A 25,823-nucleotide genomic window follows, 5' to 3' on the forward strand; every position below is an offset into this window, starting at 1 on the left:
CAGGTGTCCACAGACTTGTCCCCAGCTGTGGGTCGATCGGGAGTCGAACGACTGCGGAGCGCGATGGGGCCGCGGTGGGCGGGTCCTCCGGGGCGGGGACCGGGCCGGCGGTCCTGCCGATCGGGGTGTGCCGACGTCCGTGTGGCGCGCGTGAGGCCGCAATCGTGACGGTGCGTGCAGATTCTGCCGATGATCGGCACCCACCGTCACCGGGCGGCGCTCGGAGCGCGACGAACGCTGCCACGTCGACGCCCCGGGGCCCACGAGGCGCGCCGGGCCGTGCGACGTGCCGTCGCCCGGGCGACCGTGCTCCTCGCTCGCCGCGACGGGCGTCGACGTGCCCGGTGCCCGCCACGGCAGCCCACGGGGCACCTCCCGGGGGGTGCCACCCGCGCGGCCCGGACGAGGCCTCGCCGTCGGGAACCCCCGCCGGGGCTCAGCCCCGGGCGCGCTGCTTGATCCGGGCGGTGAGCTCCTGGACCTGCTCGTAGGTCCGGCGCCGCTCGGCCATCTCCTTGCGGATCTTCTTGTCCGCGTGCATGACCGTGGTGTGGTCGCGGTTGCCGAAGGTCTGCCCGATCCGCGGCAGGGAGAGGTCGGTCAGCTCGCGGCAGAGGTACATCGCGATCTGCCGCGCGAGGGCCAGCGCCTTCGTCTTGCCCGGACCGGTGAGGTCGTCGATGGAGACGCCGTAGAACTCGGCGGTGACCGCCATGATCGTCGGGGCGGTGATCTCCGACTGCCGCGAGTCGGGGATGAGGTCGCGCAGGACGATCTCGGCGAGCTGCAGGTCGATCGGCTGCCGGTTGAGCGAGGCGAACGCCGTGACCCGGATCAGCGCGCCCTCGAGCTCCCGGATGTTGCGCTCGATGCGGTCCGCGATGAACTCGAGCACCTCGGGCGGGGCCGCCATGCGCTCACCGGCCGCCTTCTTGCGCAGGATCGCGATGCGGGTCTCGAGCTCGGGCGGCTGGATGTCGGTGATCAGGCCCCACTCGAACCGGGTGCGCAGCCTGTCCTCGAGGGTCTCGAGTCGCTTGGGCGGCCGGTCGGAGGAGACGACGATCTGCTTGTTCGCGTTGTGGAGGGTGTTGAAGGTGTGGAAGAACTCCTCCTGGGTCCCCTCCTTGCCCTCCAGGAACTGGATGTCGTCCACGAGCAGCACGTCGACGTCGCGGTAGCGCCGCTGGAAGGCGATCTTCCGGTCGTCGCGCAGCGAGTTGATGAAGTCGTTCGTGAACTCCTCGGTGGACACGTAGCGCACGCGCATCCCGGAGAAGAGGCGCTGCGCGTAGTGCCCGACGGCGTGGAGCAGGTGCGTCTTGCCCAGTCCGGAGTCGCCCCAGACGAACAACGGGTTGTACGCCCGCGCCGGCGCCTCGGCGACCGCCACCGCGGCGGCGTGCGCGAAGCGGTTGGAGGCGCCGATGACGAAGGTGTCGAAGAGGTACTTCTCGTTCAGCCGCGTCTGGGAGCGGGGGGCGCCCCGCGGGTCGCCGCCGGAGGGCTGGTCGGCGTCGGGGCGGGCGGCCGGGGCGCTGCGGCCGGGTGGGCTCCAGATCTCGTGGACGGCGGCGAGGCCCTCGCGGACCTCGTCGACCTCCTCCTCCGGGTGGGCGCGGTCCGGGTTGCGGGTGACCTGCCCGACGCCCGCGGCGGCCGCGATCGCGTCGGCGCGGTGCGAGCGCTGGTGGTCGGACACGGCACCCGTCAGGTAGCCGGTGTCGGGGCCGCCGTCGTCGTAGGTCCGGCCGTCGAACGCGGGCGCCGCGTAGCCGTCGCCCGCGGCGGCCAGCACCGGCCCGCCCCCCGAGCCGGGCAGCCGCGGCAGCGGGGAGGTCTCGGGCCCGACCACCGCCCCGGGGTCGGTCGCGGTGCGGGCGCTGTGGTCCACCCGGACGGCGAGCTGGACCGGGCGGCCGATGTGTCGCGAGAGCGCGTCGACGATCGGGTCGCGCAGCGCCCGCTCGATCGCCTCCTTGGCGAACTCGCTCGGGGCCGCGAGCAGTGCGGTGTCGTCGAGCAGACCGAGCGGGCGGGTGACGCGGACCCAGGCCCGCTGCTGCGCGGAGAGGGCCGGGCCGCCGTCGGACCCGGCCGTGAGCTCGGAGACCACGCGGGTCCAGGTCTCGTCGAGGTCGGAGAGCTGGTCCGACATGCCGACCTCCCTCCGTCCGACCCCCTGTGCGCGGACCACGTGGCCCGTGCGCCCGACGCCCGTGGGCGCGCAGATCCACAGGGTTGTCCACAACTGTGCACGATGCGCACGAGTGACCTCGGCGCGGCCCCCACCCCCGAGGTCCGTACCGACTGTCCCGTGTTGCGGCGGTCCCCTCTGCATCCGCGCCCCGTGACGCCGGTGTCGGCCAGGAGTCCCGTACCGGGAACGACCGACGCACCCAGCGGTTCCGCCGGCGCGTCGACGGGGTGCAGGACGCTAACAAGGTCGCGCGCCGGGCCACAAGCTCTCGCGACCCGGACCCGGTGCCGCGGTGGGCGTCCGACCGACCACCGCACCGATCACCACGAGGGGCCGGGGTCGGGCCGACGTCGGGGGGTGTCGGAGGGGTCGGCTACGCTGGTGGAGACCGGATCCGGGCCCGCCCGGCGCCCAGGACCATCCCTGGGCGTCTCGGCGTGCGCCGGGCACACCGCGCTCCCCCACGATCCCGGGGCGAGCCGACGCAGGAGTTCTCAGTCGTGGCCAAGGGCAAGCGCACGTTCCAGCCGAACAACCGTCGTCGGTCGAAGACCCACGGCTTCCGGCTGCGGATGAGCACGCGCGCCGGTCGCGCGGTGCTGGCGAACCGCCGCCGCAAGGGCCGCGCCTCCCTGAGCGCCTGACGGGCCGCGCGCCCGTCCCGCCGGCGTCGCGACCGTGCTGCCGCGCCCGCACCGGGTCCGCCGTCCCGACGACTTCCGACGCATCCTCCGTCGCGGCCGGAAGGCCGGCCGGCGGCTGCTGTCGGTCCACGCCCTCGCCGGCGACGACGGCGGCCGGCGCGCGGGCTTCGTCGTGGGCAGGTCGGTGGGCGGCTCGGTCGAGCGGCACCGGGTGACCCGCCGGCTGCGACACCTCGTGGCGGCCCGGCTTGACGCGCTGCCGGAGGGCACCGCCCTCGTGGTGCGGGCGCACCCCGCCGCCGCGACCGCGACGAGCGCGGCCCTGGCCGCGGACCTCGACGCCGCCCTGCGGCGACTGGGCGTCCTCCCGGGCCCGCACGCCGGGGAGCCGGTCGGCCCCACCGTGGCCCGGAGCGGGTAGGCCCGGGGTGCACGCGACCACCGCGCCCCCGACCGGCCCCCCGCCGCCGACCGCGGACGTTCGCCCTCCCGCCCCGGCACGGGCACCATGGTCGGGAGAACCGGTCACCGGTGGACACCGGTGCGCCGACGCGGCGCGCCGGTTTCACGGGAAACCGACGGGAGTGGGCAGCGTGGGCATGGGGACATCGGCGGTGGCGCCCGGGCCGCGGCCCGGTGCCGCGGCGCGGGTCGTGCTCGCGCTCCTCGGGTTCTACCGGCGCTGGATCTCGCCGATGTTCCTGCCGCACTGCCGCTTCCACCCGAGCTGCAGCGCCTACGCGGTCGAGGCGGTGAGCGTGCACGGCGTGCTGCGCGGGACCGCGCTCGCCCTGGTGCGCCTGCTCAAGTGCGCCCCCTGGCACCCTGGCGGTCTGGATCCGGTGCCACCTCGCCGTCCGCGCGCCCCGGACGACGTCGCCGCCTCCGGGCCCGAGCCCCACCCGGCGGGTGGCCCGCCCGCCGACCGAGAAGACCGCATCGCCCCCCGGGGAGCCGCAGCCCCCACCAGCGAGGAGCAAGCGTCGTGCTGAACTTCATCTACTACCCGGTGTCGGCCATCCTGTGGTTCTGGCACAAGGTGTTCGGCTTCGCGCTGGGCGCCGACAACGGGTTCGCCTGGGCGCTGTCGGTCATCTTCCTGGTCTTCACGCTGCGCGCGCTGCTGTTCAAGCCGTTCGTCAGCCAGGTCCGCTCCATGCGGAAGATGCAGGAGTTCCAGCCGCAGATCAAGAAGCTGCAGGAGAAGTACAAGAACGACAAGCAGAAGCTCGCGGAGGAGATGCAGAAGCTCCAGAAGGAGCACGGCGTCAACCCGCTGGGCGGCTGCCTGCCGGTCCTCGTGCAGCTGCCGGTCTTCATCGGCCTCTTCCACGTGCTGCGGGGCTTCCAGCCGAACTACCCCTACAACTACGTCTTCGACCGCGCCGACGTCGTCTCGTTCAACAACGCCAGCATCCTCGGCGTCAAGCTCTCCCAGGCGATCTTCGGCGGTGCCCAGGAGCTCGGCCACTTCTCGCTGGACTTCTCGAGCTTCAACCCGTCGGTCGTCCCGGTCGCGCTGCCGCTCATGATCATCGCCAGCGTCGCGACCCACTTCACGGCCCGCATCTCGGCCCAGCACCAGTCGCCGGCGTCCGCGGCCAACCCGCAGGCCGCGATCATGCAGAAGCTGACGATGTGGCTCTTCCCGCTCGGTGTCCTCGTCTTCGGCGCCTTCTTCCCGATCGCGATCCTGCTCTACTGGCTGTCCAACAACTCCTGGACGCTGACCCAGCAGTGGTACGTGTACGGCCGGATCGCCCGCGAGGAGGAGACCCGCCGCGCGCAGGCCGCCGAGCAGCGTGACCACCTGGCCCCGAAGCCGGGCCAGAAGCCGAAGCGCCCCGAGGAGCTCCGCGCCGGCGAGACCGAGCCGGTCGCCGAGGAGCCGCAGGACGCGCCGGCGCCGGCCAACGGCACGACGCCGGGGAACGGCGCGACCGGCCAGAACGGCGCGGCGCCCGGGACGAAGCCGAAGCCGGGGGCGCGCCCGACGTCGGGCAAGAGCAGCGGACGCGCCGCACCCGGGAAGGTCGGGTCGCCGACGGCGAAGTCCGGCTCGGGCGGCAAGAACGGCGCGCGCTCCGGCCAGCAGCTGGCCTCGTCGGGTCGGCCCGGCGGCGGCAAGAAGTCGAAGAAGCGACGGTGAGACCGCGGCCGGCCACGCCTCGCCCGGAGGCGTGACCGGCCCGGGGACGTGTGCGTCCCCAACCCCAGCCGCCCGGACCGTCGTCCCTCGACCGTCGAGGATCGGTGGTGCGGGACCCGGAGGGCCGCCCCGCGGCCCGGCGAGAGGAGACATGCCGTGTCCGAGACCCTGCAGTCCGACGGTCGCGCGGAGGACGCCGCGCCCACGGAGGACGCCGAGGGCACCGGCCAGGACATCCTGGTGCGCGAGGGGGACATCGCCGGGGACTACCTCGAGCGGCTCCTCGACATCCTCGACTTCGACGGCGACATCGACCTCGACGTCGAGGCGGGACGCGCCGTGGTGAGCATCGACGGCGGCAAGGACCTCGAGAAGCTCGTCGGGCAGCGCGGCGACGTCCTGGAGGCGCTCCAGGAGCTGACGCGCCTGGCGGTGCAGCAGACCACCGGCACCCGGAACCGCCTGATGCTCGACATCGCGGGCTGGCGCTCGAACCGGCGCTCGGAGCTGACCGACCTCGGCCGGCGGGCGGCCGAGGAGGTCAAGGAGAGCGGGGAGAGCCAGAAGCTGCGCCCCATGACCCCGTTCGAGCGCAAGATCGTCCACGACGCGGTCGCCGGCGTGGACGGGGTGCACAGCGAGAGCGAGGGCGAGGAGCCGCGCCGTCGTGTGGTCGTCCTCCCCGGGCACTGAGATGAGCCCCGCGACGACGGCGCCGGTCGGTGTTCCACGTGGAACACGGACCGGCGCCAGCCGTGGCGCCCGACGACGGGGGCGGTACGCGTGACCGTGGGTGGGCGTGACCGTGTCCCCACCGACGACCGGCCCGGCAACGGGTCCGGGTCGACGGGCTCCACGTCGGCGGGTGCCGCGCCGGGCGAGCCGGACGGGACCGGGACGGCCGAGGTCGCCGTCGCCGAGCCCACCCTCGAGGCGGAGGAGCTGTTCGGGGACGCGCTCCCCCGCGCCCGCCGCTTCGCCGAGCTGCTGGCCGGCCCCGGCCGCGAGCAGGGCGTGATCGGGCCGCGCGAGATCCCCCGCCTCTGGGACCGCCACCTCGTCAACTCCGCCTACGTGGGCCGGGTGGTCCCGCCGGGCTCCTCGGTGCTGGACGTCGGGTCGGGCGCCGGCCTGCCCGGCATCCCCCTGGCCCTGTCCCGCCCGGACCTCCGGGTGGTGCTCCTGGAGCCGATGGCCCGGCGGGTCGCGTGGCTCGAGGAGGTGGTGGCGGCGCTCGACCTCGACGTCACCGTCCGGCGGGGCCGGGCCGAGGAGCGCGAGACACGCCGCGCCTGCGGCGAGTCCGACGTGGTGACGGCGCGCGCGGTGGCGCCGATCGGGCGGCTGGCGGCCTGGGCGATGCCCCTCGTTCGGCCGGGTGGGAGACTCGCCGCGCTCAAGGGCGCGAGCGCGCACGACGAGGTGCGGCGCGACGCGGACGATCTGCACGCCGCCGGAGCGGCCGACATCGAGGTCGTGGAGTGCGGCGCGGGAGACGCCACGACGCACATCGTGGTGGTACATCGAACGGAGCGACGGAGCGCGACCGGCTCGGGCCCCGGCGCGGGCCGCCGTGGTCGTGGGAGGAAGGATCGATCCTCGTGACCGAAGGACATGACGGCGTTCCACGTGAAACGCGGCGCGGCGCCGACCGACCGAGCGCGGAGAAGGTGCGCGAGGCCGTCAGCGAGGCCGTGTCGACGGTGGGGGCCGGCGTGCTGGGGGCCGGCGAGGTCATCTACGGCGACGGCGGCGGGATGACGCCCATCGCGGAGGAGGCCGCCCGTGCGGCCCGGGTGCTCCACCCCGAGGACCACCGCATGCCGCGGCCGGCCCGGCGGCGGGTCATCACGGTCGCCAACCAGAAGGGCGGCGTCGGCAAGACGACGAGCACGGTCAACCTCGCCGCGGCCCTCGCGCTGCACGGCGCCCGGGTCCTCGTCGTCGACCTGGACCCGCAGGGCAACGCGAGCACCGCGCTCGGCGTCGACCACCGCAGCGGGGTCCCGTCCATCTACGAGGTGCTGATCGGCGAGCTCACCCTCGACCAGGCCGCCCAGGTATGCGACCGCTCGCAGGACCTGCTCTGCGTCCCCGCCACGATCGACCTGGCGGGGGCGGAGATCGAGCTCGTGTCGATGATGAACCGGGAGTCGCGGCTGCGGCAGGCGCTCTCGACCGAGGCGCTGGACCGGCTCGACGTCGACTACGTCCTCGTGGACTGCCCGCCCTCGCTCGGGCTGCTCACGTTGAACGCGATGGTCGCCGCGCCCGAGGTGCTGATCCCGATCCAGTGCGAGTACTACGCGCTGGAGGGGCTCTCCCAGCTGCTCAGCAACATCGGGCTCGTGCAGTCCCACCTCAACCCGTCGCTGCACGTCTCGACGATCCTGCTCACGATGTACGACGGTCGCACCAAGCTCGCGGACCAGGTCACGCACGAGGTCCGCAACCACTTCGGCGACCTCGTGCTGCGCACCGTCATCCCCCGCAGCGTGAAGGTCAGCGAGGCACCGGGCTTCGGCCAGACGGTGCTCACGTACGACCCGGGCTCGCGCGGCGCGATGAGCTACCTCGACGCGGCCCGCGAGTTCGCCATGCGGGCCGCCGTCGCCGAGCGACGCACCGAGTCGGCCGCTGCGAGCACCACGGGGGACCACGGATGACCGAACGTCGAGGCGGCCTCGGCCGCGGGCTCGCCGCGCTGATCCCGACCGGCCCGCCCGAGACCGCGGAGACCGCCCACGCCCGCCCGGGCGTGGGCAGCCGCGCCGCCGACGTCGTCATCGGGCAGCGCACGCCCCCGACGGTGCCCGGGCCCGCCCCGACGGGGGCCGACGCCTCCGACGCGGGGGCGGTGGCGGGCGCGGTCTACCGCGAGGTCCGCGTGGACGGGATCCGCGCGAACCCGCGCCAGCCGCGGACCGTCTTCGACGAGGAGGCGCTCGCGGAGCTCGAGCACTCCGTGCGCGAGTTCGGGCTGCTGCAGCCGATCGTGGTGCGCGAGCTCGACGAGCCGATCCCGGGCGACGGCGCCGCCGACACCACCCACGAGCTCGTCATGGGCGAGCGCCGCTGGCGTGCGGCCCAGCGGGCGGGCCTCACGCACATCCCCGCGATCGTGCGCCGGACCGCCGACGACGACCTGCTGCGCGACGCCCTGCTCGAGAACATCCACCGGGTCCAGCTCAACCCGCTCGAGGAGGCGGCGGCCTACCAGCAGCTGCTCACCGAGTTCGACGTGACGCACGAGCAGCTCGCCGACCGCATCGGCCGCAGCCGGCCGGCGATCACGAACACCATCCGGCTGCTGCGCCTGCCCGTCGCGGTCCAGCGTCGCGTGGCCGCGGGCGTCCTGTCCGCCGGGCACGCCCGCGCGCTCCTCGGGATCGAGGACACCGGCGCGCAGGAGGAGCTGGCCGCCCGCATCGTCGCCGAGGGCATGTCGGTGCGCGCCGCGGAAGAGGCCGTCACGCTCGCCCGCGGCGAGAAGGAGCCGTCGGCGGCGAAGCGCCGCTCCCCCGCCCGTCGGCCGCTGCACGCACCCGGCCTCCAGGACCTCGCGGAGCGGCTGTCCGACGCCTACGACACGCGGGTGAAGGTCGAGCTGGGCCAGCGCAAGGGCCGGATCGTCGTCGAGTTCGGCTCGGTCGAGGATCTGGAGCGCATCGCGCGTCTGATGGGTCCGGAGGGCACGTCGGGCCCATCACCCCAGGGATGATCCACGAGGCCGTCAGCGACGATCTCAGGGCGGCCTGAGATCGCCGCTGCGCTCGTCAGGCGACGGGGCCGCGGGAGACCGCCCGTTCCACCAGGGACGTGAAGACCTCCCCGAGGTCGCGGCCGGCCGCCGAGACCGCGCGGGGCAGCAGCGAGTTCTCGGTCAGCCCGGGCGACACGTTGACCTCGAGCACCTGCACCTGGCCCTCGGCGTCGACGACGGCGTCGGTGCGCGAGAGGTCCCGCAGCCCGAGGACCCGGTGCGCGGCGACCGCTGCCTCGGCCACGCGGCGCGCGACGTCGTCGGGGAGGCGGGCCGGGCAGTGGAAGCGGGTGAGGCCGGCCGTGTAGCGGGCGGTGTAGTCGTAGACGCCGTGGGCGGGCTCGACCTCCACCGCCGGCAGCGCCACGGGTCCGTCGCCGGTGTCGACCACCGAGGCGGCCACCTCGACGCCCGCCACGAACCGCTCGACCAGCACGGTGTCGCCGTAGGCCAGCGCCCCGACCATCGCCGCCGGGAGCTCGGCCGGGTCGCGGACGACCTGGGCGCCGAGCGCCGACCCGCCCTGGTCGGGCTTGAGCATGAGCGGCAGCCCGAGCCGGGCCACGAGGGCGTCGAGCACCCCCGCCGCGCCGAGCTCGCGGAACGTCGACTGCGGCAGGGCGACCCACTCCGGGGTGTCCAGCCCCGCCCGGGCGAGCTCGGCCTTCGCGGTCGGCTTGTCGTGGGCGCGCCGGCAGTCCGGCGCCCGGGTGCCGACGTAGGGCACGCCGAGCAGCTCCAGGACGCTCTGGACGGCCCCGTTCTCGCCCTCCCCGCCGTGCAGCGCGACGACGACCGCGTCGGGCCGGGAGGTGGTCAGCCGGCCCAGCAGGGCCGCGTCGGTGTCCCACTCGTCGACGGTCGCGCCGGCGGCGCGGAGGGTCGAGGCGATCCGGCGGCCCGAGCGCAGCGAGACGTCCCGTTCGTGGGAGAGCCCTCCGGCGAGGACGGCGACGCTGAACTCTGTCCGGGCCGGGGCGATCACTTCGGGGACCCTAGTGGGCCGCCCGCGGGTCGCCCCGGCCGAGGGCCCGGCTCAGGCGGTGTCGGCCGACGGCGCCTGGGGCCCGCCCGACGTCGCGGTCCGGGGACCCGCCACGCCGAAGGTCCGCAGCAGGTCGAGCTCGCCGTCGAGGACGCCGGCCAGCCGCCGGACGCCCTCGGTGATCCGCTCCGGCGGCGGGTAGCAGAACGACAGGCGCATGTGCCGGGTGCCGGAGCCGTCGGCGTGGAAGCCGGTGCCCGAGGCGTACGCCACGCGCGCGGTGACCGCCCGCGGCAGCATCGCGCGGGTGTCCACGCCCTCGGGCACGGTGGCCCACACGAAGAACCCGCCCTGCGGGCGCGTCCAGCGGCACCCGTCGGGCAGGTGGGTCTCCAGCGCCGTGAGCATGGCCTCGCACCGCTCCCGGTACATCTCCCGGAACGACTTCACCAGGCTGCGCCAGTCGTGCGTCGCGAGGTAGCGCGAGACGACGAGCTGGGTGAACGCCGGCGGGCAGAGCGTGGCCGACTCGGCGGCGAGGACGAGCTTGTCGCGGATGCCGTGGGGCGCGAGCGCCCAGCCCACGCGCAGGCCCGACGCGAAGATCTTGGAGAACGAGCCGAGGTAGACGACGTTCTCCGGGTCCATCGAGCGCAGCGACGGGTAGGTCTGGCCGTCGAAGCCGAGGAGCCCGTAGGGGTTGTCCTCCACGATCAGCACGCCGTGGCGGCGGCAGAGCTCGACGATCGCCGGCCGCCGGTCTGCCGCGAGGCTCACGCCGACCGGGTTGTGGAAGTTCGGCACCGTGTAGAGGAACTTGGCGCGCCTGCCCTCGCGGGCCAGCTGCTGGAGCGCCTCGTCGAGCGCGGCCGGGACGAGCCCGTCGTCGTCCATCGCGACGTGGCGGACGTCCGCCTGGTAGGCGGCGAACGACCCGAGGGCGCCCACGTAGGAGGGCGACTCGGCGAGGACGACGTCGCCCGGGTCCACGAAGAGCCGGGTCAGCATGTCCAGCGCCGACTGGGACCCGACGGTCACCACGACGTCGTCCGCGGCGAACCCGCCGGTGGCCGCGAGGCTGCCCGCCTCGAACGCCATGACCTCGCCGATCTGCTCGCGCAGCACCGGCACGCCCTGGGCGGAGCCGTACTGCAGCGCGCTCTGGCCCTCGGCGGCGACGAGCCCCGCGACCTCGACGGAGAGCGACTCCAGCGGCAGCGCGGCGAGGTTCGGCATCCCGCCGGCCAGCGAGACGACCTCCGGGCGGCTCGCGACGGCGAACAGGGCCCGGATCTCGGAGGCGGTCATCCCCGCCGTGCGGGCCGCGTAGCGCTCCAGGTGGGGGTCACCGGCGTCGCCGAGGTCGCTCGTGGCCGCCCGTGCTGCCGCCGCCCCCGCCGCCGCGGCCGGCCCGGAGGACCCGGTGGTGCGGTGGGCGGGAGGCATCGCGGTCATCGGCGACCCTTTCGTCACAGGACAGCAGTGGATCGCCGAGCGAGTCTACGCGGTCGGTCACCACGATCGGCGCGACCTCGGCGTCACCGACGCCACGATCGGTGGCGCCCGTATTGTCGACACGGACGCGGAGGGGTACGCATGCCTCCCGGTGGACGAGCCAGGGCCAGGACGGGAGTGTCGGTGTCGCGAGAGTGTGTCGGGGTCACCCTGGACAACATCGACGAGCTGCCGAAGGGCTGCCGTCGGTGCGTGTACTGGGAGCTCCCCCCGCACCTGGGTTCGCAGGCCGAGGAGTTCGGCACCCTGGAGCTGGAGAAGGAGGCCTGGGTCTCCGGCGTCCTGCTCGAGTGGGGCTCGTGCGGGCGGATCGCCCACGTCGAGGGCGTCCCGGCGGGCTACGCGTTCTACGCCCCGCCCGCGGCCGTGCCCCGCGCCGCGGCGTTCCCGACCTCCCCGGTCGGGGCCGACGCCGTCCTGCTCTGCGGCCTGCACGTCGTGCCCGACTTCAGCGGCGCCGGCGTCGGGCGGATGCTCGTCCAGGACGTCGTCCGCGATCTCTCCCGCCGCGGGGTGAAGGCCCTCGAGGCGTTCGGCGACACCGCCGACCGGCCCCGGGGCGAGGCGCACGCCCGCACCGCCGAGGACACGCCGAGCTGCGTGCTCCCGGCCGCCTTCCTGCGCGCCGTGGGGTTCAAGACCGTCGCGCACCACCACCGCTGGCCGCGGCTGCGCCTCGAGCTGCGCACCGGGTTCTCCTGGAAGGAGGACGTCGAGGCGGCGATCGCCCAGCTCCTCGGCTCGGTGACGGTGACGACGGCGCCGGCCGCCCCGGTGGGGGCTCCGGCGCCTCGATAGCGCTGCGCGCATGTGAACGATTTTGGTCGCTGGGAGACCCAAAATCGTTCACATACCAGCGGTCGGTACGGCTCGGACCGACAGGCCCCATGTGTGTGAACGATTTCGGGTCTCCCAGCGACCAAAATCGTTCACATGGCCGGAGGCCTAGGCGCCTATCGGGCTGCCTTCCTCGCGCTGGAGGATGTCGGAGAAGGTGAACGTCCCGGTCGGCTTGTCGTTCTGCCCGAGCAGGTAGAGCCGCTTGACGGCGACGAGGATCCCCTCGGCGACGACGTCGCGGAAGGCGGGGTCGAGCAGGGCCGACCGGTCGTGCTCGTTGGTGAGGTAGCCGATCTCGACGCGGACCGCCGGCATGCGGGTGAGCCGCAGCAGCTCCCAGGGGCGCGGGTGGACCCCGCAGTCGAGCATCCGGGTGCGGGCGAGCAGCTCGCGGTGGATGTAGCCCGCGAGCGCCTCCCCGACGGTCGACGTCGCCCCGGTGCCGGTCCCGAAGTGGAACGCGGCGAGCCCGTTGGCGGCCGGGCTGTGGTTGGCGTCGACGTGCAGCGAGAGCACCACGTCGGCGCCCGCCGTGTTCGCGAACCCGGCCCGCTCGGCGTCGGAGGGGCAGTCGTGCGGCCCGTGGGAGAGCAGCGCCTCCATGCCGGCCGCGGACATGCGGCCCTCGAGCCGCCGGGCGATGTCGGACACCAGCCCGGCCTCGGTGACCCCGCCGACGGCCACGCCCGGGTCCTGCCCGCCGTGCCCTGGATCGATCACGATGCGCTTGCCCGAGAGGCGCGGGCCGGCGCGGTGGAGCCGCTCCTGCTCGCGGAGCAGGCCGGGGCGCCCGCCGGTCACCTTCCGGCCGAGGTAGCCGAGGTGACGCAGGGTGCGCGGCCCGCAGATGCCGTCCGGCGCCATGCCGTAGTCGCGCTGGAAGCTCCGGAGCGCCTGCTCGGTCTGCCTGCCGAACACGCCGTCGGCGCGCCCGGAGTCGTACCCCAGCTCGAGGAGGCGCTCCTGGAGGGCGAAGACGTCGTCGCCGGTCATGGTGTTCGAGGCCTGCAGGCAGAGCATGCGGTCCCCGAGCGACCAGCGGGCGTCCCGCAGGGCGCGGTAGGTCGAGGGGCCGACGACACCATCGGTGATCAGGCCCCGGTTCTGCTGGAACGCGCGGACGGCGTCCTCGAGGGCCCCGTCGAAGCGGCCGGGCTCGGGAGTGGGACCGCCCGGAGCCGGTGGCTCGACAAGCCCCAGCGCCTGGAGTGCTGCGCGGACCTCGGCGACGGCCGGACCGGTGTCGCCGCGGCTCAGCAGCTGCATTCCGTCGCTCCCGTCGCTGTCGGACCCTGACGCGGTGCACCGCCACGCGCCCGGGTGCCCCCGCGGGCGTGGCCGGGCGGCGGGACCGCCTCGGTTCACCGGGGTCTCATTGTGCCCTGTGGGCCCGCTCGCACCCCGCATCGGGCCCGTGCCGCACGGTCACGGTTCGGGATCACCGCCCGTGGCGAGGTCCGGGCCCGGACACGACGACGCCGGGCCCGGACGGGGTCCGGACCCGGCGTGGCGCGGTGGCGGGGTGCTCAGCCGAGGACGTCGGACAGGTCGTTGAGCAGCGCGGCCTTCGGCTTGGCGCCGACGATCTGCTTCACCGGCTTGCCGCCCTGGAACACGATCATCGTCGGGATCGACATGACCTGGTAGTCACGGGCGGTGGCCTGGTTCTGGTCGATGTCCAGCTTCGCGACGGTGAGCTTGTCGCCGTGCTCCTGGGCGATCTCCTCGAGGACCGGGGCGACCATCTTGCACGGGCCGCACCAGGTGGCCCAGAAGTCCACCAGGACGGGCTTGTCGCTGCTCAGCACCTCGTCGGAGAAGGTGGAGTCGGTGACGGTGACGGGGCTGCCCATCGGGGGATCCTCCTGTAGATCTTCCTGTCGAGCGGGATGCTCGGTCGGGTGGTTCGGTGTCGGGCTCGGGCCTTCGGACGGGCGGCCCGGCGCGGTCAGCCGGCGACGGCGTCGAGCTCCGGGGTGACCTCGGAGTCCACGGTCGGCTTCGGTGACGTCTCGGGGGCCGCCGAGCCGGGGCTGTGCGCCTGGAGCTCGGCGAGCCAGCGCTCGGCGTCGATGGACGCCGTGCAGCCGCTGCCGGCGGCCGTGACCGCCTGCTGGTAGGTCTTGTCGATGAGGTCGCCACAGGCGAAGACGCCTGGGAGATTCGTGTACGTGCTCGGCGTGTCGACCCGCACGTAGCCCTCGTCGTCGGTGTCGACCTGCCCGGCGACGAGCGTCGAGCGGGGGTCGTGGCCGATGGCGACGAACATCCCGGTGACCTCCAGGGTGTCCTCCTCGCCGGTGACGACGTCGCGCACGCGCACGCCCGACACCGCGTTCTCCCCGAGGACCTCGGTGACCACGGCGTTCGTCCGGAACGTGATCTTCTCGTCGTTCCGCGCGCGCTCCAGCATGATCCCGGATGCCCGGAACTCGTCGCGGCGGTGCACGATCGTGACCGATCGGGCGAAGCGCGTCAGGAACGTGGCCTCCTCCATGGCGGAGTCGCCGCCGCCCACCACGACGATGTCGTGGTCGCGGAAGAAGAAGCCGTCACAGGTCGCACAGGCGCTCACGCCGTGCCCGAGGAGCCGCTCCTCGCCGGGGACGTCCAGGTAGCGCGGTGCCGCGCCCATGGCCAGGATCACCGACCGGGCGTGGTGGGTCTCGCCGCCGACTGTCACGCTCTTCACGTCGCCGGTGAGGTCCAGGGAGTCGACGTCCTCGGGGCGCAGCTGCGCGCCGAAGCGCTCGGCCTGGCGCCGCATCTGGTCCATCAGCTCGGGACCCTGGATGCCCTCGGCGAACCCGGGGTAGTTCTCGACCTCGGTCGTGGTCATGAGCGCCCCGCCGAACTGGCTGCCCTCGAAGACCACGACGTCGAGCTGTGCCCGTGCCGAGTAGGTCGCCGCGGTGTACCCGGCAGGTCCGGAACCCACGATGATCACGTCGTGGATGGTCTGCTCACTCACGTCCGCTGCAACGTCCGCCACGGGTCCAGGATTCCCCACGAGGCGTCGCCCGCCTCACTCACCCGCCCACCGTCAGGTCGGCGAGCGTGTCCGGGCGGTCGGCGGTGCAGCCCGGGCCGACGACGAGCAGCCGGAAGCGCGCGGCCCTCCCGGTGGTGAGCACCAGCAGCGTGCCGGGCCGGCCGTCGAGCAGGACCTGCCTGGTCCCGAGGGGGACGGTGCCGGCGGGCAGCCCGTGCGCGACGAGGCAGGCGGCCCGGCGGGCCGGATCGCCGAGCGGTCCCGGGTCGGCGGCGCCCAGCCCGGCCCGCAGCGCCCGCACGGGGTCCGCGGCCGACACCGGCGCGGGCCCGGGCGCCGGCGGCCCGGGCACGGGCGGCGCGGCGGTCGGTGCCGTCGGCGGTGCCGGGGTGGTCCCGGCCAGGACGCCCACCACGACGGCCGCCACGACGGCGAGGGCCCCGAGCGCGGCGGCCAGGGTGCGGCGGCGGAGCGGGCCGCGGGGGCCGCGCCCGGCCGGCCCCGGGGACGGCGGACTGGACGGCGGCCGGGACGACGACCGGGACGGCGGACTGGACGGCAGCTGGGACGGCGGCCGGGACGGCGCCGGCGGCCGCCCCGACGCGCGCCCGTCGTCGACGTGATCGGCGTCGTCGGGATCCCCTCCGGACGGCGCGGCGGCCCGTTCGGCCGCGAGCCGCTCCTGCAGGCGGGCGGCGAACCCGGGGGGCACCGGAGGCACCGGCGCCGCCGCGAGGTCGGCGCGGGTGCGGTCCAGCGCCGCGAAGAGCTGCTCCTCCCCGGCCCGCGGCGGCTGACCCTCGGCGTGGCGCAGGACGGCGTCCTCGGCCTGCTCCGCCGCCCGCTCGGCGTCGTCGTGCGACTCGTCCCGGCTCATCGCTCACCTCCCGCGGGGCTCGACACGTCGCCTCCCGGGGCTTCGACGCCCGCGAGGCCCCCGTCGTTCCCCCCGCCGGGGCGCAGGTGCCCGAGGAGCACCGCGAGCCGGTAGCGACCCCGGGCCGCGCGGCTCTTCACCGTGCCCTCCCGCACCCCCAGGGCGGCCGCGGCCTCCGCGATCGACAGGCCCTCCATGTCCACGAGCACGACCGCCGCGCGCTGGGCCTCGGGCAGCCGGGCCAGGGCCTCGTCGACGGCCAGGACGGTCATCCGGTCGGCCATCGCGTCGCGGGGCACCGGCACGTCGGTGCCGTCGTCGAGGGGGTCGGCCCGGTGGGTCCGGCGGTGGCGCACCCGGTCGAGGCAGGCGTGGTAGACGATCCGGTGCAGCCAGGTGGACACCGAGGCCTCGCCGCGCCAGCGGTCCGCGGCGCGGAAGGCGGACAACAACGCCTCCTGGAGGGCGTCCGAGGCCTCGTGGGAGTCCCCGAGCGTGCGGACCGCGAAGGCCCACAGCCGGTCGGTGTGGCGCCGGACGATCTCGTCGAACGCGCGGGGGTCGCCCGCCACGTGGGCGGCCATGAGCTCCTGGTCGGAGCGTGGGTCGGCCACGGGAGCGGACGCTAGACGCGGCCCCCCGCGGCGGGGTGCGGTTCGGGGAAACCCGCCCGCTCAGCTCCCGCCGATCACCGTGACCTCGGCGATCTGGCTCTGGTACTGGTCGTCCGACTGGCCGAGCGCGGTGATCCACACGAGCAGGTTGCTCGTCGGGGCGGCGAGCTGGACCGGGATCGTCGTGGTGTCCCCCGACACCGTCCCGGTGCCCACCACCTGGGTCTGGGCCAGCGGGACGTCGGGGGCCGCGGCCGACCGGATCTCGATCGTCGTGCCGGGACTCGGCGAGCGCACGACCACCTGGGACACCTTCGAGGGCGCCCGGAACGTGGTCATCAGCCCGATCCCCGGCTTGAGCGCGGGGAACTGCTGGTCGTAGTCGGAGGTGGACCAGCTCGACGACGGGTCGTTGTCCGCGGCCCGCCCCACCCGACCGGGGTTGTCCGGGTCGCCCGACGGGTCGTACACCGCGATGCTCGCGAGCTGCACGGGACCGGTGGGGGCGGCCGGGACCGCGGGCGCGGCGGGCGCCGCGGCCTGCCCGGAGGCGGGCGCCGGCGCGGCGGAGGTGGGGATGACCAGCGGCGGCCCCGACGAGGGGCCGCCCCCGACCAGCGACACCGCCTGGAACGCCACGAACGCGACGATCGCGAGGACGGCCACCACCAGCAGGGTCACCCCGATCCGCAGCTTGCGGCGGGTCGCGGCGTCGTGCTGCTCGGGGGTCTCGTCGTCGTCCGGGTGCCAGACGGTGCCGGGCTCGTCCTCGAACTGGACGCCGTCCTCGGTGAGCGGGAGCAGCACGCCGTCGTCCTCGGCGCCCTCGCGCAGCTGGCGCACCAGCCCGTGCACCGCTGCGGCGGTGCGGATCCCGCCGGTGGCGTCGAGGGTCCGGTCGACGAGAGCCGCGAGCCCGACCGGGAGGCCGGGCCGCAGGTCGCGGATCGGCACGGGAGCGCCGGACGCCGTCCGGGCGGCCGCCTTGAGCCCGGCGGGGGTGGTCCCGTCGGTGGAGGGCCAGCGTCCGGTCAGCAGCAGGTAGAGGGTGGCGCCGAGCCCGCGGACGTCGTCGTCGACCTCGGCGTCCCCGCGCGGCATCGGGAAGGCGAGCCGGGCGTTGGCCCGGGCCGTCACCCGGACCCGCTGCGGGTGGTCGATGCCGAGCACGAGGCCCGCGCGGTGCGCGTCCGCGACGGCCTGGGCGAGCGGCTCCACGACCCGCAGCGCCGCGCTCGGGCTCAGGGGGCCGCCGGCCACGAGCTCGGCGAGGTCGCGGCCGGGGGTCCACTCGGCGACCGCGGCGCCCAGCACGCCGGCGGGCAGCCGCGACGACCCGGGCTGCACGACGTCGAGCACCCGGGCGGCGTGGCGGTGGGAGAAGTGTGCCGAGCGGGTGGCGCGGGAGAGCGCCTGCGCGGCCCGGACGTCGGCCTGCCAGCCGCCGACGAGCAGCGTGATCGCGACGTCGCGCTCGAGGGTGGTGTCCCGCGCTTTCCAGAGCACGGCGTCGGCGGACCGGTCGCGCCCGACCTCGGCGACGAGCCGGTAGCGGTCGACGATGACGGTGCCCGGCACGATCGCGCCGTCGCGCCCGACGGCGATCGGCCCCGAGGCGGGCGCCCGCGGGCCCCAGGGCGCCGCCGGCCGGCGTCCGCCCCCGTCGCGTTCCCCGCGACGCGGCGAGCGCGACCCGGTGCCGCCGCGGCGTGTCCCTCCGGGCAGGAAGGTGGTCGGGCCGTCGATGCGGGATCCCGAGCCCGTGTCGGCGCCGCCCTCGACGGGCGGCACCGCGGTGGTCGGCGCGTCCTCGGCGGGCGGGGCGTCGTGGTCGGCGCCGGGTTCCTCCGGGCCGTCCGCCGGGTCCACGAGGGGGTCCTCGGCGTCGACGGCGGCCGTGGCCTCGACGTCGTCGTCCGCGTGGTCGGTGCGGCTCTCGACGGGGCCGGACGACTCGGCGACGGCGCCTCGCGGTGCTCCGGGCGCGCGGCGGCCGGCCATCGCGTCGTCCACCCCTCACCTCCGGCGCGCTCGCCACACCCCCCGCGCGGACCGGTCCCTCGGGCCGCGCGCCCCGTTCGGGGGCGAGCCTACGGGACACCGCGCCGCCCGTCGTGGACCCGGCGGCGGGCGGCGACACCCGTCACGGCGGCGCAACCCCGGCGTCCGCGCCGTGTCGATCACCGCGCGACGAGCCGGCGCAGCCGGGACACCACCGGGTCGAGCTCCGGGACCTTGAGCAGCCGCATCGCGACGGCGACGACGACGAGCGAGACGATCCCGCCGACGCCGATCGTGACCCACGCCTTGGCGACCGCGCCGGCGCCGCCCAGCAGGCGTTCGAGCAGGGTCACGACGACGACGGCCGTCAGCACGGCGGCCACCGAGGCGATGCCGGTGAGCAGCACGGTGCGCAGGACCCGTTTCGTATCGAGGCGCCCGATCCGGTGGCGCAGCCAGATGTCGCCCACGACGAGGCCGACGACGAAGCCGAACGCGTTCACGGCCGCCAGGCCGAGCACCACCTGGTCGGGCGCGAGCAGGACGGGGCACAGGTAGGCCAGCGGCACCTTGACCGCCGTCATGATCACCATGATGAGCGTGGGCGTGCGGGCGTCGGCCATCGCGTAGAAGACCCGCAGCTGCAGCATGACCACCGCCATCGGCAGCAGCCCGAACGCCGAGGACGCCAGCGCGGCGCCGAGCGCCTCCGCCGAGGCCCCGCCCGCGCGGCCCACCGAGAACATCGCGACGCCGAGCTGCGAGCCGAACACGGTGAGGATGACGCTGACCGGCAGCAGCGTGACCGTCGAGAGCCGCGAGCCGAGCGAGAGGTCCTCGACCACCTGGTCGAGCCGGCCATTGGCGGCCGCGGCGCTCATCCGGGGCATGAGCGCGGTCAGCAGCGAGACCCCGAGCACGCCGTAGGGCACCTGGATGAGCAGCCAGGAGTTCGAGTAGATCGACGGGCCGCCGTCGCTCGCGGAGAAGGCCACCCGCAGGATCACGGTGAGGCCGATCTGGCTCACCACGACGTAGCCGATGACCCAGGCGGCGAGCCCGCCGAACGACGAGAGCCGCGGGTCCCAGCCCCACCGCCAGCGCCAGCGGAACCCGGTGCGCCGCATCGCCGGCAGCATCACCGCGGCCTGCAGCACGATCCCGAGGGTGCTGCCGACGCCCACCACCAGGAGCTGCGTGGTGCTGATCGGGCTGCCGTCGGTGGGGGCGGGCAGCAGCCAGTAGACGACGAGCGAGACGAGCACGACGACGTTGTTGAGCACCGGCGCCCACGCGGCGGGCCCGAACACCGCCCGCGCGTTGAGGATCGCGCCGAAGAGCGCCCCCAGGCCGTAGAAGAAGATCTGGGGCAGCAGCAGGTAGGCGAAGTCGGTGGCCAGGGGCCGGTTGGCCTCGTTCTCGATGTAGGGCTGCACGAGCAGGGGTGAGGCCACCACCGCGAGCACGGTGGCGACGAAGAGCACCACCGCGGCGCCGGTGAGGAGCTTCTGGGCGAACCCGTCGCCGTCGTCGCCGTCCTCCTTGGCCGCGCGCACCAGCACCGGGATCACGACGCTGGTGAGCACGCCGCCGAGCAGCAGCTCGAAGATGATGTTGGGCAGCGTGTTCGCGATGTTGAACGAGCTGCCGACCAGCCCCAGCCCGATCGTCGCGGCCAGGGCGAGGGTGCGGAGGAACCCGGTCAGGCGGCTGACGAGCGTCGCGACCGCCATCCCGCTGGAGGCCTTGACCAGCGACGAGTCGTTCCGGTCGTCGCTCGGGGTGCGCGGTGCGGGGACCGCGGGGGCGTCCTGCTCGAGCGGGGGCCGCGGGAGCAGGACGGTCTCGTCGGTGGAGTTCCCGACGGTCCACGACGCCAGCGGCGCCGAGCGGTCGGTGCCGCTGCGCCCGGCCAGGGCGGTCATCCGGGCGGTGGCCTCCTCGACCCGGGCGGGGACGAGGTCGGTCTCGGTGGTCGCGTCGGTGCCGGGATCGGGGGTGCCGGGTACCGCGCGGGCGGGCGCGGTGAGCGCGTCGGCGGCCGAGGCGGCCAGGGGACGCGTCGGGTCCGCCGGGGGCGCGCCCCGGTGCGGCCCGGGCACCGGCCCGGGTGCCCGCGGGTCGACGGCCGGTCCGGGCGGCGCACCGGGACCGCGGGGCGCGGCGCCGTGCGGCCCGGGCGGCGGGAGAGGTGGCGGGTGCGGAGGTGGTCCGGGCGCGGCGCCGCCCATCGGCGGCTCCCGCCGGGGCGGGCCCGGCTGGGCCGGTCCTGGCTGGGCCGGTCCTGGCTGGGCCGGTCCTGGCTGGGGCGGGCCCCCGGGCGGCGGGGGTCCGGGGCGGGCGCCGGCGGGCGGCGGTCCGGGCGGTCCGGGGGGACCGGGCGGGCGGCCGGGGCCGGGCGCGCGGGTCACCGGCGCCTCGGGCGCGGGCGGGGGTGGCACGATGCCGTCGGCCGGCGGGGGCGGCGGCGGGACGACCGGGTGCGGCGCGGGCTCGACCCGCTCCTCGGGCTCGCGGGACCGCGGATCGGGACGGTCGGCCTCGTCCGGGCGCACCTCCCGGGGCGCGCCGTGACCGGGGCGCGCCGTCATCGGTTCTGCAGCTCGCGGTCCGGGCCGCCCGTCGACGAGCCCCCGTCCTCCCGGCCGGTCGTCGGGCCGTCCCGGTCGACCGTCGGGATCGGGCCGGTCGCGTGGCGCGGCCTGGGTCGGGACCGCCGGTCCTGCCGTGCCCGGCGAACCCGGCGCGCCACCCGCAGGCTCGCCAGGCTCACCAGCACGACGGCTGCGGACGCGGTCAACCACACGGTGATGGTGCCGTAGGCGGTCGATCGCAGCAGCAGACGACTCGTCGGGCCGAGCGTGTCGCCCCCGGGCGTGCGCGCCGTGGCGTCCACGGTGAACTGGCCCGACCGGCCCACGTCGAGGGCGACCTGGAACTGCACGCTGCCGAACGCGGGCACGCGGCGCACCGGGACGGGTGACACGCGCACCCCCGGCGTCGGCTCGAGGGCGACGGTGACGTCGACCGCCACGGGCAGCTGGTTCTCCACGGTGAGCAGGAGCGGCGCCTCGCTCGAGCCCAGCGAGTAGCTGCCCGCGGGCTGGACGACGTGCACCATCCCCCGGAGAGTGCGCATCTGAGCGGCGACGTCGTCGGCGGCGGCCCGCTGCAGCGCCGGGTCGCCGCGCCCGGCCGCCGAGAGGCTGCGCAGCAGCGCGCCGGTGAGCGGCTCGACGAACTCGGCCGGGGTCGGCGCGCCGGTGTGGTCCTGGCGGCTGGCCGCGAGCAGGTCGCGCTGCTCGTCCCGGACCCCGCGGATCTGGTCCAGGAGGGCCGGGCTCTGGTCCGAGGCGGCCGACCGGTCCCCGGACCCCAGCGCCACCTGGGGCAGCGTCGTGCCGCGGGCCGCCCCCGTCGCGAGGAGGGTCCCGGCGTCCACCGGGCTGACCAGGCCCCGCCCGGCGAGGTCGGAGATCCCCGCCAGCAGGGCCTCGGCCTCGGGCTGGGAGGCGGCCCAGTCGACCGGCGGGGCCAGCACGGTCGTCGTCGGGGGGCCGGCGGCCAGGGCCCGCAGGGTCACGACGCCGAGGGCGTCCTGCGTCGCGAGCCCGCCGGCGGTGCCCGCCGGGCTGGTCGAGCCGTCCGAGGCCGTCGGCCGCGGGGCCAGGGCCTGCCCGGCGAGCGGGTCGGTGGCCACCGCGAGCGGGGCCGTGCCGCCCTCGCCGGCGAAACGCCCGACGGCGCCCGCCGGTACCCCGCCCGCGAGCGTGGCGCCGTCGACGACGAGGGACCGGGCGCCGCCGCCGGCGAGGTCGGCGAGGCTGCGCTCGTCGACCAGCCCGCCGGCGGGCACGGTGGCGCCTGGCACCGGCGCGACGCCGAGCAGGGCCGCGGTCCGCTGCTCGCCGAGGGTCCGGGCCGCCGTCGTGAGGTCGCTCATGTTCCCGCGGGACGTGGCGAGCAGGTCGGCGTCGGCGTAGGGCAGGGCGAGCACGCAGCGCCCGCGGGCCGCGTCGCGCACCGAGGCGAGCCAGGCGCCCGCCGCCTGGGCGCCCGCGCCCGGGTGGTCACCGGTCGCGGTGTGCACCTGGTAGCCGCCGCTCATGTCGGCGGCCGTCTCGAGCAGGTCGGCGTCGACCGCCAGGCACACCGACGCGGCGGCCGGGCTGCCGATCGGGGCGGCGCGGTCGAGGGCGTCGACGAGCCCGGCGAGGCGACCGCCGGGGGCGAAGGACGTGGCGAGGCTGTCGTCGGCCAGCAGGGCCGGGGCGCCGGGCGCGACCGGGAGGCGCCGCGGGCGGTCGGCGAGGGGCCACAGCACCGACACCGCCGGGACCCGGCCCGCGGCCGGCACGGGGGCCGCGGAGCCGGGCGGGCCGCCCGGCACCCCGGTGACCGGCAGCAGCAGCCGGCTCGCGGTGAGGCGGGCCGGCGCGGCCGCGGTGCCCGGCGTCCCGTTCACGTCGACGACGAGCGGGTAGACGCCCGGCGTCGTGAGGGCGAGCGACGAGTCGGCGGGTCCGCGCAGCGGCACCCGGACGGTGAACGGCACGTCCGTGCCGGGGTCGAGGGTCCCGGCGACGGGCGTGAAGCCGGGCGCGGCCGTGCCGCCCGAGGAGTCCGGGGACACCGAGCCGTCGAGCGCCTGGCCGACGTCGCCGTCGGTGGCGACCGCGGCGCCCCGCTGGACCCGCACCCCGACGTCGCGGACCGGCACCGTGCCGTGGTTCGCGACGTGGCCCGTGACCAGCAGCTCCGGCGGACCGTCCGAGGTCACGACCCGGGGGTTCGCGGTGTCGAGGGACAGGGTCACGCCGGTCGACGCCGTCTGGGCGGTCGCCGTGCCGGGCAGCCCGAGCAGGGCCGCCGCGAGACCGACGAGCACCGCCACCGCGGCGAGGGCGGTGGCCCGGCTCCGAGCGAGGACCCGGCCGGACGCCGCGGGTCCCCGCGGGGTCACGCGGACTCCTCCAGGATCTCCGCGGCCAGCCGCACCAGTCGCCGTTCGTCGGCGTAGGCCAGCCGGGACGACAGCTCGGCGAGCGGGACCCACGCGACCTCGGTGACCTCGACGTCGGCGTCGGAGAGCTCCCCGCCGACCGCCGAGAGCAGGAAGTGCTGCACCGTCTTGTGGACGCGCCGGTCCTCGGCCACGAACCAGTAGTTGATGCTGCCGAGCGGGGCCTGCACGGTCGCGATGATGCCGGTCTCCTCCTCGACCTCCCGCACCGCCGCCTGCTCCGCGGTCTCGCCCTCCTCGATGTGGCCCTTGGGCAACGACCACAGGAGCCGCCCGCGCCGGTCGAGGCGCCCGATCAGCGCGGCGCACCCGTGCGCGGCGTCGACGACGAGCCCTCCCGCGGAGTACTCGTCGACCGTGCGCATCCGCCGCCGCGGGCCACGCCGACGGCGGTCGGCGGAGCGACGGGACGACGGGGGCATTCCGCGATCGTACGGCGCACGCCCGGTGCACGGGGGGTGTCACGCGGTGGTGGGCGGGGCGGTGGGGCGGGTGTCCGCCGTGCCCGGGTTAGGCTGTCCCGCCGTGCCCGGAGCCGCCCAGACCGCCCTGCCGACGTCGTCGTCGGCGCCCGCCACGCCCGGGAATGGCCAGCGCGGGACCCCCGACGCCGGTCAGACTGCGGTCGTGGAGCTCCTGCGGTACTCCCCCGTCGCCGACGAGCTCGGGCGCCGCTTCGCCGAGGCCGGGCACCGGCTCTACCTCGTGGGCGGCAGCGTGCGGGACGCCCTGCTCGGCCGGCTCTCCGCGGACCTGGACTTCACCACCGACGCCCGTCCGCCGGAGATCAAGAAGATCGTGTCGGGCTGGGCCGAGGCCATTTGGGAGACCGGGATCGAGTTCGGCACCGTCGGCCTCGCCCGCCACGGGGTGACCCTCGAGGTCACGACGTTCCGCGCCGACACCTACGACGGGGTCTCCCGCAACCCGGTGGTCGCGTTCGGCGACACCGTCGAGGGCGACCTGGTGCGGCGCGACTTCACCGCCAACGCCATGGCGGTGTCGCTGCCCGACCGCACCTTCGTCGACCCCTGCGGCGGGCTGGCCGCGCTGGCCCGCGGGGTGCTCGACACCCCGGTGGAGCCGGAGCGCTCCTTCGGCGACGACCCGCTGCGGCTGCTGCGCGCCGCCCGGTTCGTCTCCCAGCTCGGCTTCGACGTGGCCCCCCGGGTCCGCGACGCCATGACCGCGATGGCGGGCGAGCTCGCCCGCATCACCCCCGAGCGCGTGCAGGCCGAGCTGACCAAGCTGCTGCTCGGCGCGCACCCCCGCCGGGGCATCGAGCTCATGGTCGACACCGGGCTGGCCGACGTCGTGCTGCCCGAGGTGCCCGCGATGCGCCTCGAGATCGACGAGCACGCCCAGCACAAGGACGTCTACGAGCACTCGCTCACGGTCATGGAGCAGGCCATCGACCGCGAGACCGACGGCCCCGACCTGACGCTGCGCCTCGCCGCGCTGCTGCACGACATCGGCAAGCCGGCCACCCGCAAGGTGGAGCCCGGCAACCGCGTGAGCTTCCACCACCACGAGGTGGTCGGGGCGAAGATGGCCCGCAAGCGGCTGCGCGAGCTGCGCTACCCGAAGCAGCTGGTCGACGACGTCTCGCAGCTGGTGTTCCTGCACCTGCGCTTCCACGGCTACGGCAAGGGCGAGTGGACCGACTCGGCCGTGCGCCGCTACGTCACCGACGCGGGCCCGCTGCTCGACCGGCTGCACAAGCTCGTCCGCTCGGACTCCACGACCCGCAACAAGCGCCGGGCGGCGGCGCTGCAGCGGACCTACGACGACCTCGAGAACAGGATCGCGAGGATTTCCGAACAGGAGGACCTCGCGCGGGTGCGCCCCGACCTCGACGGCAACGCGATCATGGAACTGCTCGGGGTCGAGCCCGGACCCGTCGTCGGGCGGGCGTGGCGCCACCTCAAGGACGTCCGGCTCGAGCGCGGCCCGCTGGACCGCGACGAGGCCGAGGCGGAGCTCCTGGCGTGGGCGCGGGCCGAGGGGATCCTGCCGGCGGAGTGAGACCAGCGGTGGTCCCCGATCGGCGTCGAGGGGATGCTGACACCTGACGTCAGGATGGAGCCGTCCTGACATGGGGCGCCCGGGCCCACGGGCTGGTCAGGAGCACCGGGGCCCCGGAGTCGGCGTGACGTGCCCCTCGTCGGGGGCGGCTCCGACCTGCGGTGATCACGAGCACGGGGCGCAGGTCCGGCGGCC

The 25,823-nt window shown here is 75.7% G+C and carries 22 protein-coding genes; 10 read left to right on the plus strand and 12 right to left on the minus strand.

The features are described 5' to 3' along the window. Window positions 1–436 precede the first annotated feature (436 nt). Window positions 437–2,158 (minus strand): chromosomal replication initiator protein DnaA, encoded by a 1,722-nt coding sequence (dnaA, locus tag HH311_RS10750; RefSeq protein ID WP_169183618.1) that lies wholly within the window; start codon window positions 2,156–2,158, stop codon window positions 437–439. A 542-nt stretch (window positions 2,159–2,700) separates the two neighbouring features. On the opposite strand from dnaA, the gene rpmH reads away from it, so the two are divergent. The 8 genes from rpmH (at window position 2,701) to HH311_RS10790 (ending at window position 8,714) form a co-directional block, all read left to right on the plus strand. Continuing rightward, the gene (rpmH, locus tag HH311_RS10755) at window positions 2,701–2,844 is read left to right on the plus strand and encodes a 50S ribosomal protein L34 (protein WP_169183619.1); all 144 of its coding nucleotides are present in this window, start codon (window positions 2,701–2,703) and stop codon (window positions 2,842–2,844) included. A 34-nt stretch (window positions 2,845–2,878) separates the two neighbouring features. Next, window positions 2,879–3,265, plus strand: coding sequence for a ribonuclease P protein component (gene rnpA, locus HH311_RS10760; RefSeq protein ID WP_169183620.1), 387 nt, complete (start codon window positions 2,879–2,881; stop codon window positions 3,263–3,265). A gap of 178 nt (window positions 3,266–3,443) precedes the next feature. Then, window positions 3,444–3,836 (plus strand): membrane protein insertion efficiency factor YidD, encoded by a 393-nt coding sequence (yidD, locus tag HH311_RS31590; RefSeq protein WP_169183676.1) that lies wholly within the window; start codon window positions 3,444–3,446, stop codon window positions 3,834–3,836. After that, window positions 3,830–4,993 carry a membrane protein insertase YidC gene (yidC, locus tag HH311_RS10770; RefSeq protein ID WP_169183621.1) on the plus strand — a complete coding sequence of 388 codons (1,164 nt, stop codon included), beginning with the start codon at window positions 3,830–3,832 and terminating at the stop codon, window positions 4,991–4,993. The genes yidD and yidC overlap by 7 nt, the downstream gene beginning before the upstream one ends. Before the next feature lie 156 nt (window positions 4,994–5,149). Continuing rightward, window positions 5,150–5,686: a R3H domain-containing nucleic acid-binding protein gene (locus HH311_RS10775; RefSeq protein ID WP_169183622.1), complete on the plus strand. Its 537-nt coding sequence runs from the start codon at window positions 5,150–5,152 to the stop codon at window positions 5,684–5,686. 249 nt (window positions 5,687–5,935) lie between these two features. Next, on the plus strand, window positions 5,936–6,598 hold the full coding sequence (rsmG, locus tag HH311_RS10780; RefSeq protein ID WP_169183677.1) for a 16S rRNA (guanine(527)-N(7))-methyltransferase RsmG: 663 nt from the start codon (window positions 5,936–5,938) through the stop codon (window positions 6,596–6,598). 152 nt (window positions 6,599–6,750) lie between these two features. Further along, on the plus strand, window positions 6,751–7,659 hold the full coding sequence (locus HH311_RS10785) for a ParA family protein (RefSeq protein ID WP_169183678.1): 909 nt from the start codon (window positions 6,751–6,753) through the stop codon (window positions 7,657–7,659). Continuing rightward, window positions 7,656–8,714: a ParB/RepB/Spo0J family partition protein gene (locus HH311_RS10790; RefSeq protein WP_169183623.1), complete on the plus strand. Its 1,059-nt coding sequence runs from the start codon at window positions 7,656–7,658 to the stop codon at window positions 8,712–8,714. The genes HH311_RS10785 and HH311_RS10790 overlap by 4 nt, the downstream gene beginning before the upstream one ends. Before the next feature lie 55 nt (window positions 8,715–8,769). On the opposite strand, the gene HH311_RS10795 is transcribed toward HH311_RS10790, so the two are convergent. Both HH311_RS10795 and HH311_RS10800 read right to left on the minus strand, forming a co-directional pair. After that, the gene (locus HH311_RS10795; protein ID WP_312030075.1) at window positions 8,770–9,741 is read right to left on the minus strand and encodes a D-alanine--D-alanine ligase; all 972 of its coding nucleotides are present in this window, start codon (window positions 9,739–9,741) and stop codon (window positions 8,770–8,772) included. Between the two features lie 51 nt (window positions 9,742–9,792). Next, window positions 9,793–11,196 carry a PLP-dependent aminotransferase family protein gene (locus HH311_RS10800; protein WP_169183624.1) on the minus strand — a complete coding sequence of 468 codons (1,404 nt, stop codon included), beginning with the start codon at window positions 11,194–11,196 and terminating at the stop codon, window positions 9,793–9,795. A 183-nt stretch (window positions 11,197–11,379) separates the two neighbouring features. On the opposite strand from HH311_RS10800, the gene HH311_RS10805 reads away from it, so the two are divergent. Then, on the plus strand, window positions 11,380–12,054 hold the full coding sequence (locus HH311_RS10805) for a GNAT family N-acetyltransferase (RefSeq protein WP_169183625.1): 675 nt from the start codon (window positions 11,380–11,382) through the stop codon (window positions 12,052–12,054). Between the two features lie 147 nt (window positions 12,055–12,201). On the opposite strand, the gene HH311_RS10810 is transcribed toward HH311_RS10805, so the two are convergent. The 9 genes from HH311_RS10810 to HH311_RS10850 form a co-directional block, all read right to left on the minus strand. Further along, the gene (locus tag HH311_RS10810) at window positions 12,202–13,362 is read right to left on the minus strand and encodes an N-acetylmuramoyl-L-alanine amidase (RefSeq protein ID WP_169183626.1); all 1,161 of its coding nucleotides are present in this window, start codon (window positions 13,360–13,362) and stop codon (window positions 12,202–12,204) included. A 260-nt stretch (window positions 13,363–13,622) separates the two neighbouring features. Next, window positions 13,623–13,949 (minus strand): thioredoxin, encoded by a 327-nt coding sequence (trxA, locus tag HH311_RS10815; RefSeq protein ID WP_169183627.1) that lies wholly within the window; start codon window positions 13,947–13,949, stop codon window positions 13,623–13,625. Window positions 13,950–14,044: 95 nt separating this feature from the next. Then, window positions 14,045–15,067, minus strand: coding sequence for a thioredoxin-disulfide reductase (gene trxB, locus HH311_RS10820; RefSeq protein WP_169183628.1), 1,023 nt, complete (start codon window positions 15,065–15,067; stop codon window positions 14,045–14,047). A gap of 58 nt (window positions 15,068–15,125) precedes the next feature. Continuing rightward, complete coding sequence (locus HH311_RS10825) at window positions 15,126–15,965, minus strand: hypothetical protein (protein WP_169183629.1); 840 nt, start codon at window positions 15,963–15,965, stop codon at window positions 15,126–15,128. Continuing rightward, complete coding sequence (sigM, locus tag HH311_RS10830) at window positions 15,962–16,579, minus strand: RNA polymerase sigma factor SigM (protein WP_169183630.1); 618 nt, start codon at window positions 16,577–16,579, stop codon at window positions 15,962–15,964. Before sigM ends, HH311_RS10825 begins: the two co-directional genes overlap by 4 nt. Before the next feature lie 60 nt (window positions 16,580–16,639). Then, a complete protein-coding gene (locus tag HH311_RS10835) occupies window positions 16,640–18,592 on the minus strand; it encodes a protein kinase family protein (RefSeq protein WP_169183631.1) in 1,953 nt (650 codons plus the stop codon). Window positions 18,593–18,759: 167 nt separating this feature from the next. Beyond that, window positions 18,760–20,682 carry a murein biosynthesis integral membrane protein MurJ gene (gene murJ, locus HH311_RS10840; protein ID WP_169183632.1) on the minus strand — a complete coding sequence of 641 codons (1,923 nt, stop codon included), beginning with the start codon at window positions 20,680–20,682 and terminating at the stop codon, window positions 18,760–18,762. Between the two features lie 485 nt (window positions 20,683–21,167). Then, window positions 21,168–23,543, minus strand: coding sequence for a hypothetical protein (locus HH311_RS10845; RefSeq protein ID WP_169183633.1), 2,376 nt, complete (start codon window positions 23,541–23,543; stop codon window positions 21,168–21,170). Then, entirely contained in the window at window positions 23,540–24,025 is a 486-nt protein-coding gene (locus tag HH311_RS10850) for an NUDIX hydrolase (protein ID WP_169183634.1), read from the minus strand. Before HH311_RS10850 ends, HH311_RS10845 begins: the two co-directional genes overlap by 4 nt. 127 nt (window positions 24,026–24,152) lie before the next feature. Here HH311_RS10850 and HH311_RS10855 point away from each other — a divergent pair, with 127 nt between their 5' ends. Then, window positions 24,153–25,628 (plus strand): CCA tRNA nucleotidyltransferase, encoded by a 1,476-nt coding sequence (locus HH311_RS10855; protein ID WP_169183680.1) that lies wholly within the window; start codon window positions 24,153–24,155, stop codon window positions 25,626–25,628. Window positions 25,629–25,823: the final 195 nt, after the last annotated feature.

The sequence above is a fragment of the Actinomycetospora sp. TBRC 11914 genome (assembly GCF_012933465.1).
GTDB lineage: Bacteria > Actinomycetota > Actinomycetes > Mycobacteriales > Pseudonocardiaceae > Actinomycetospora.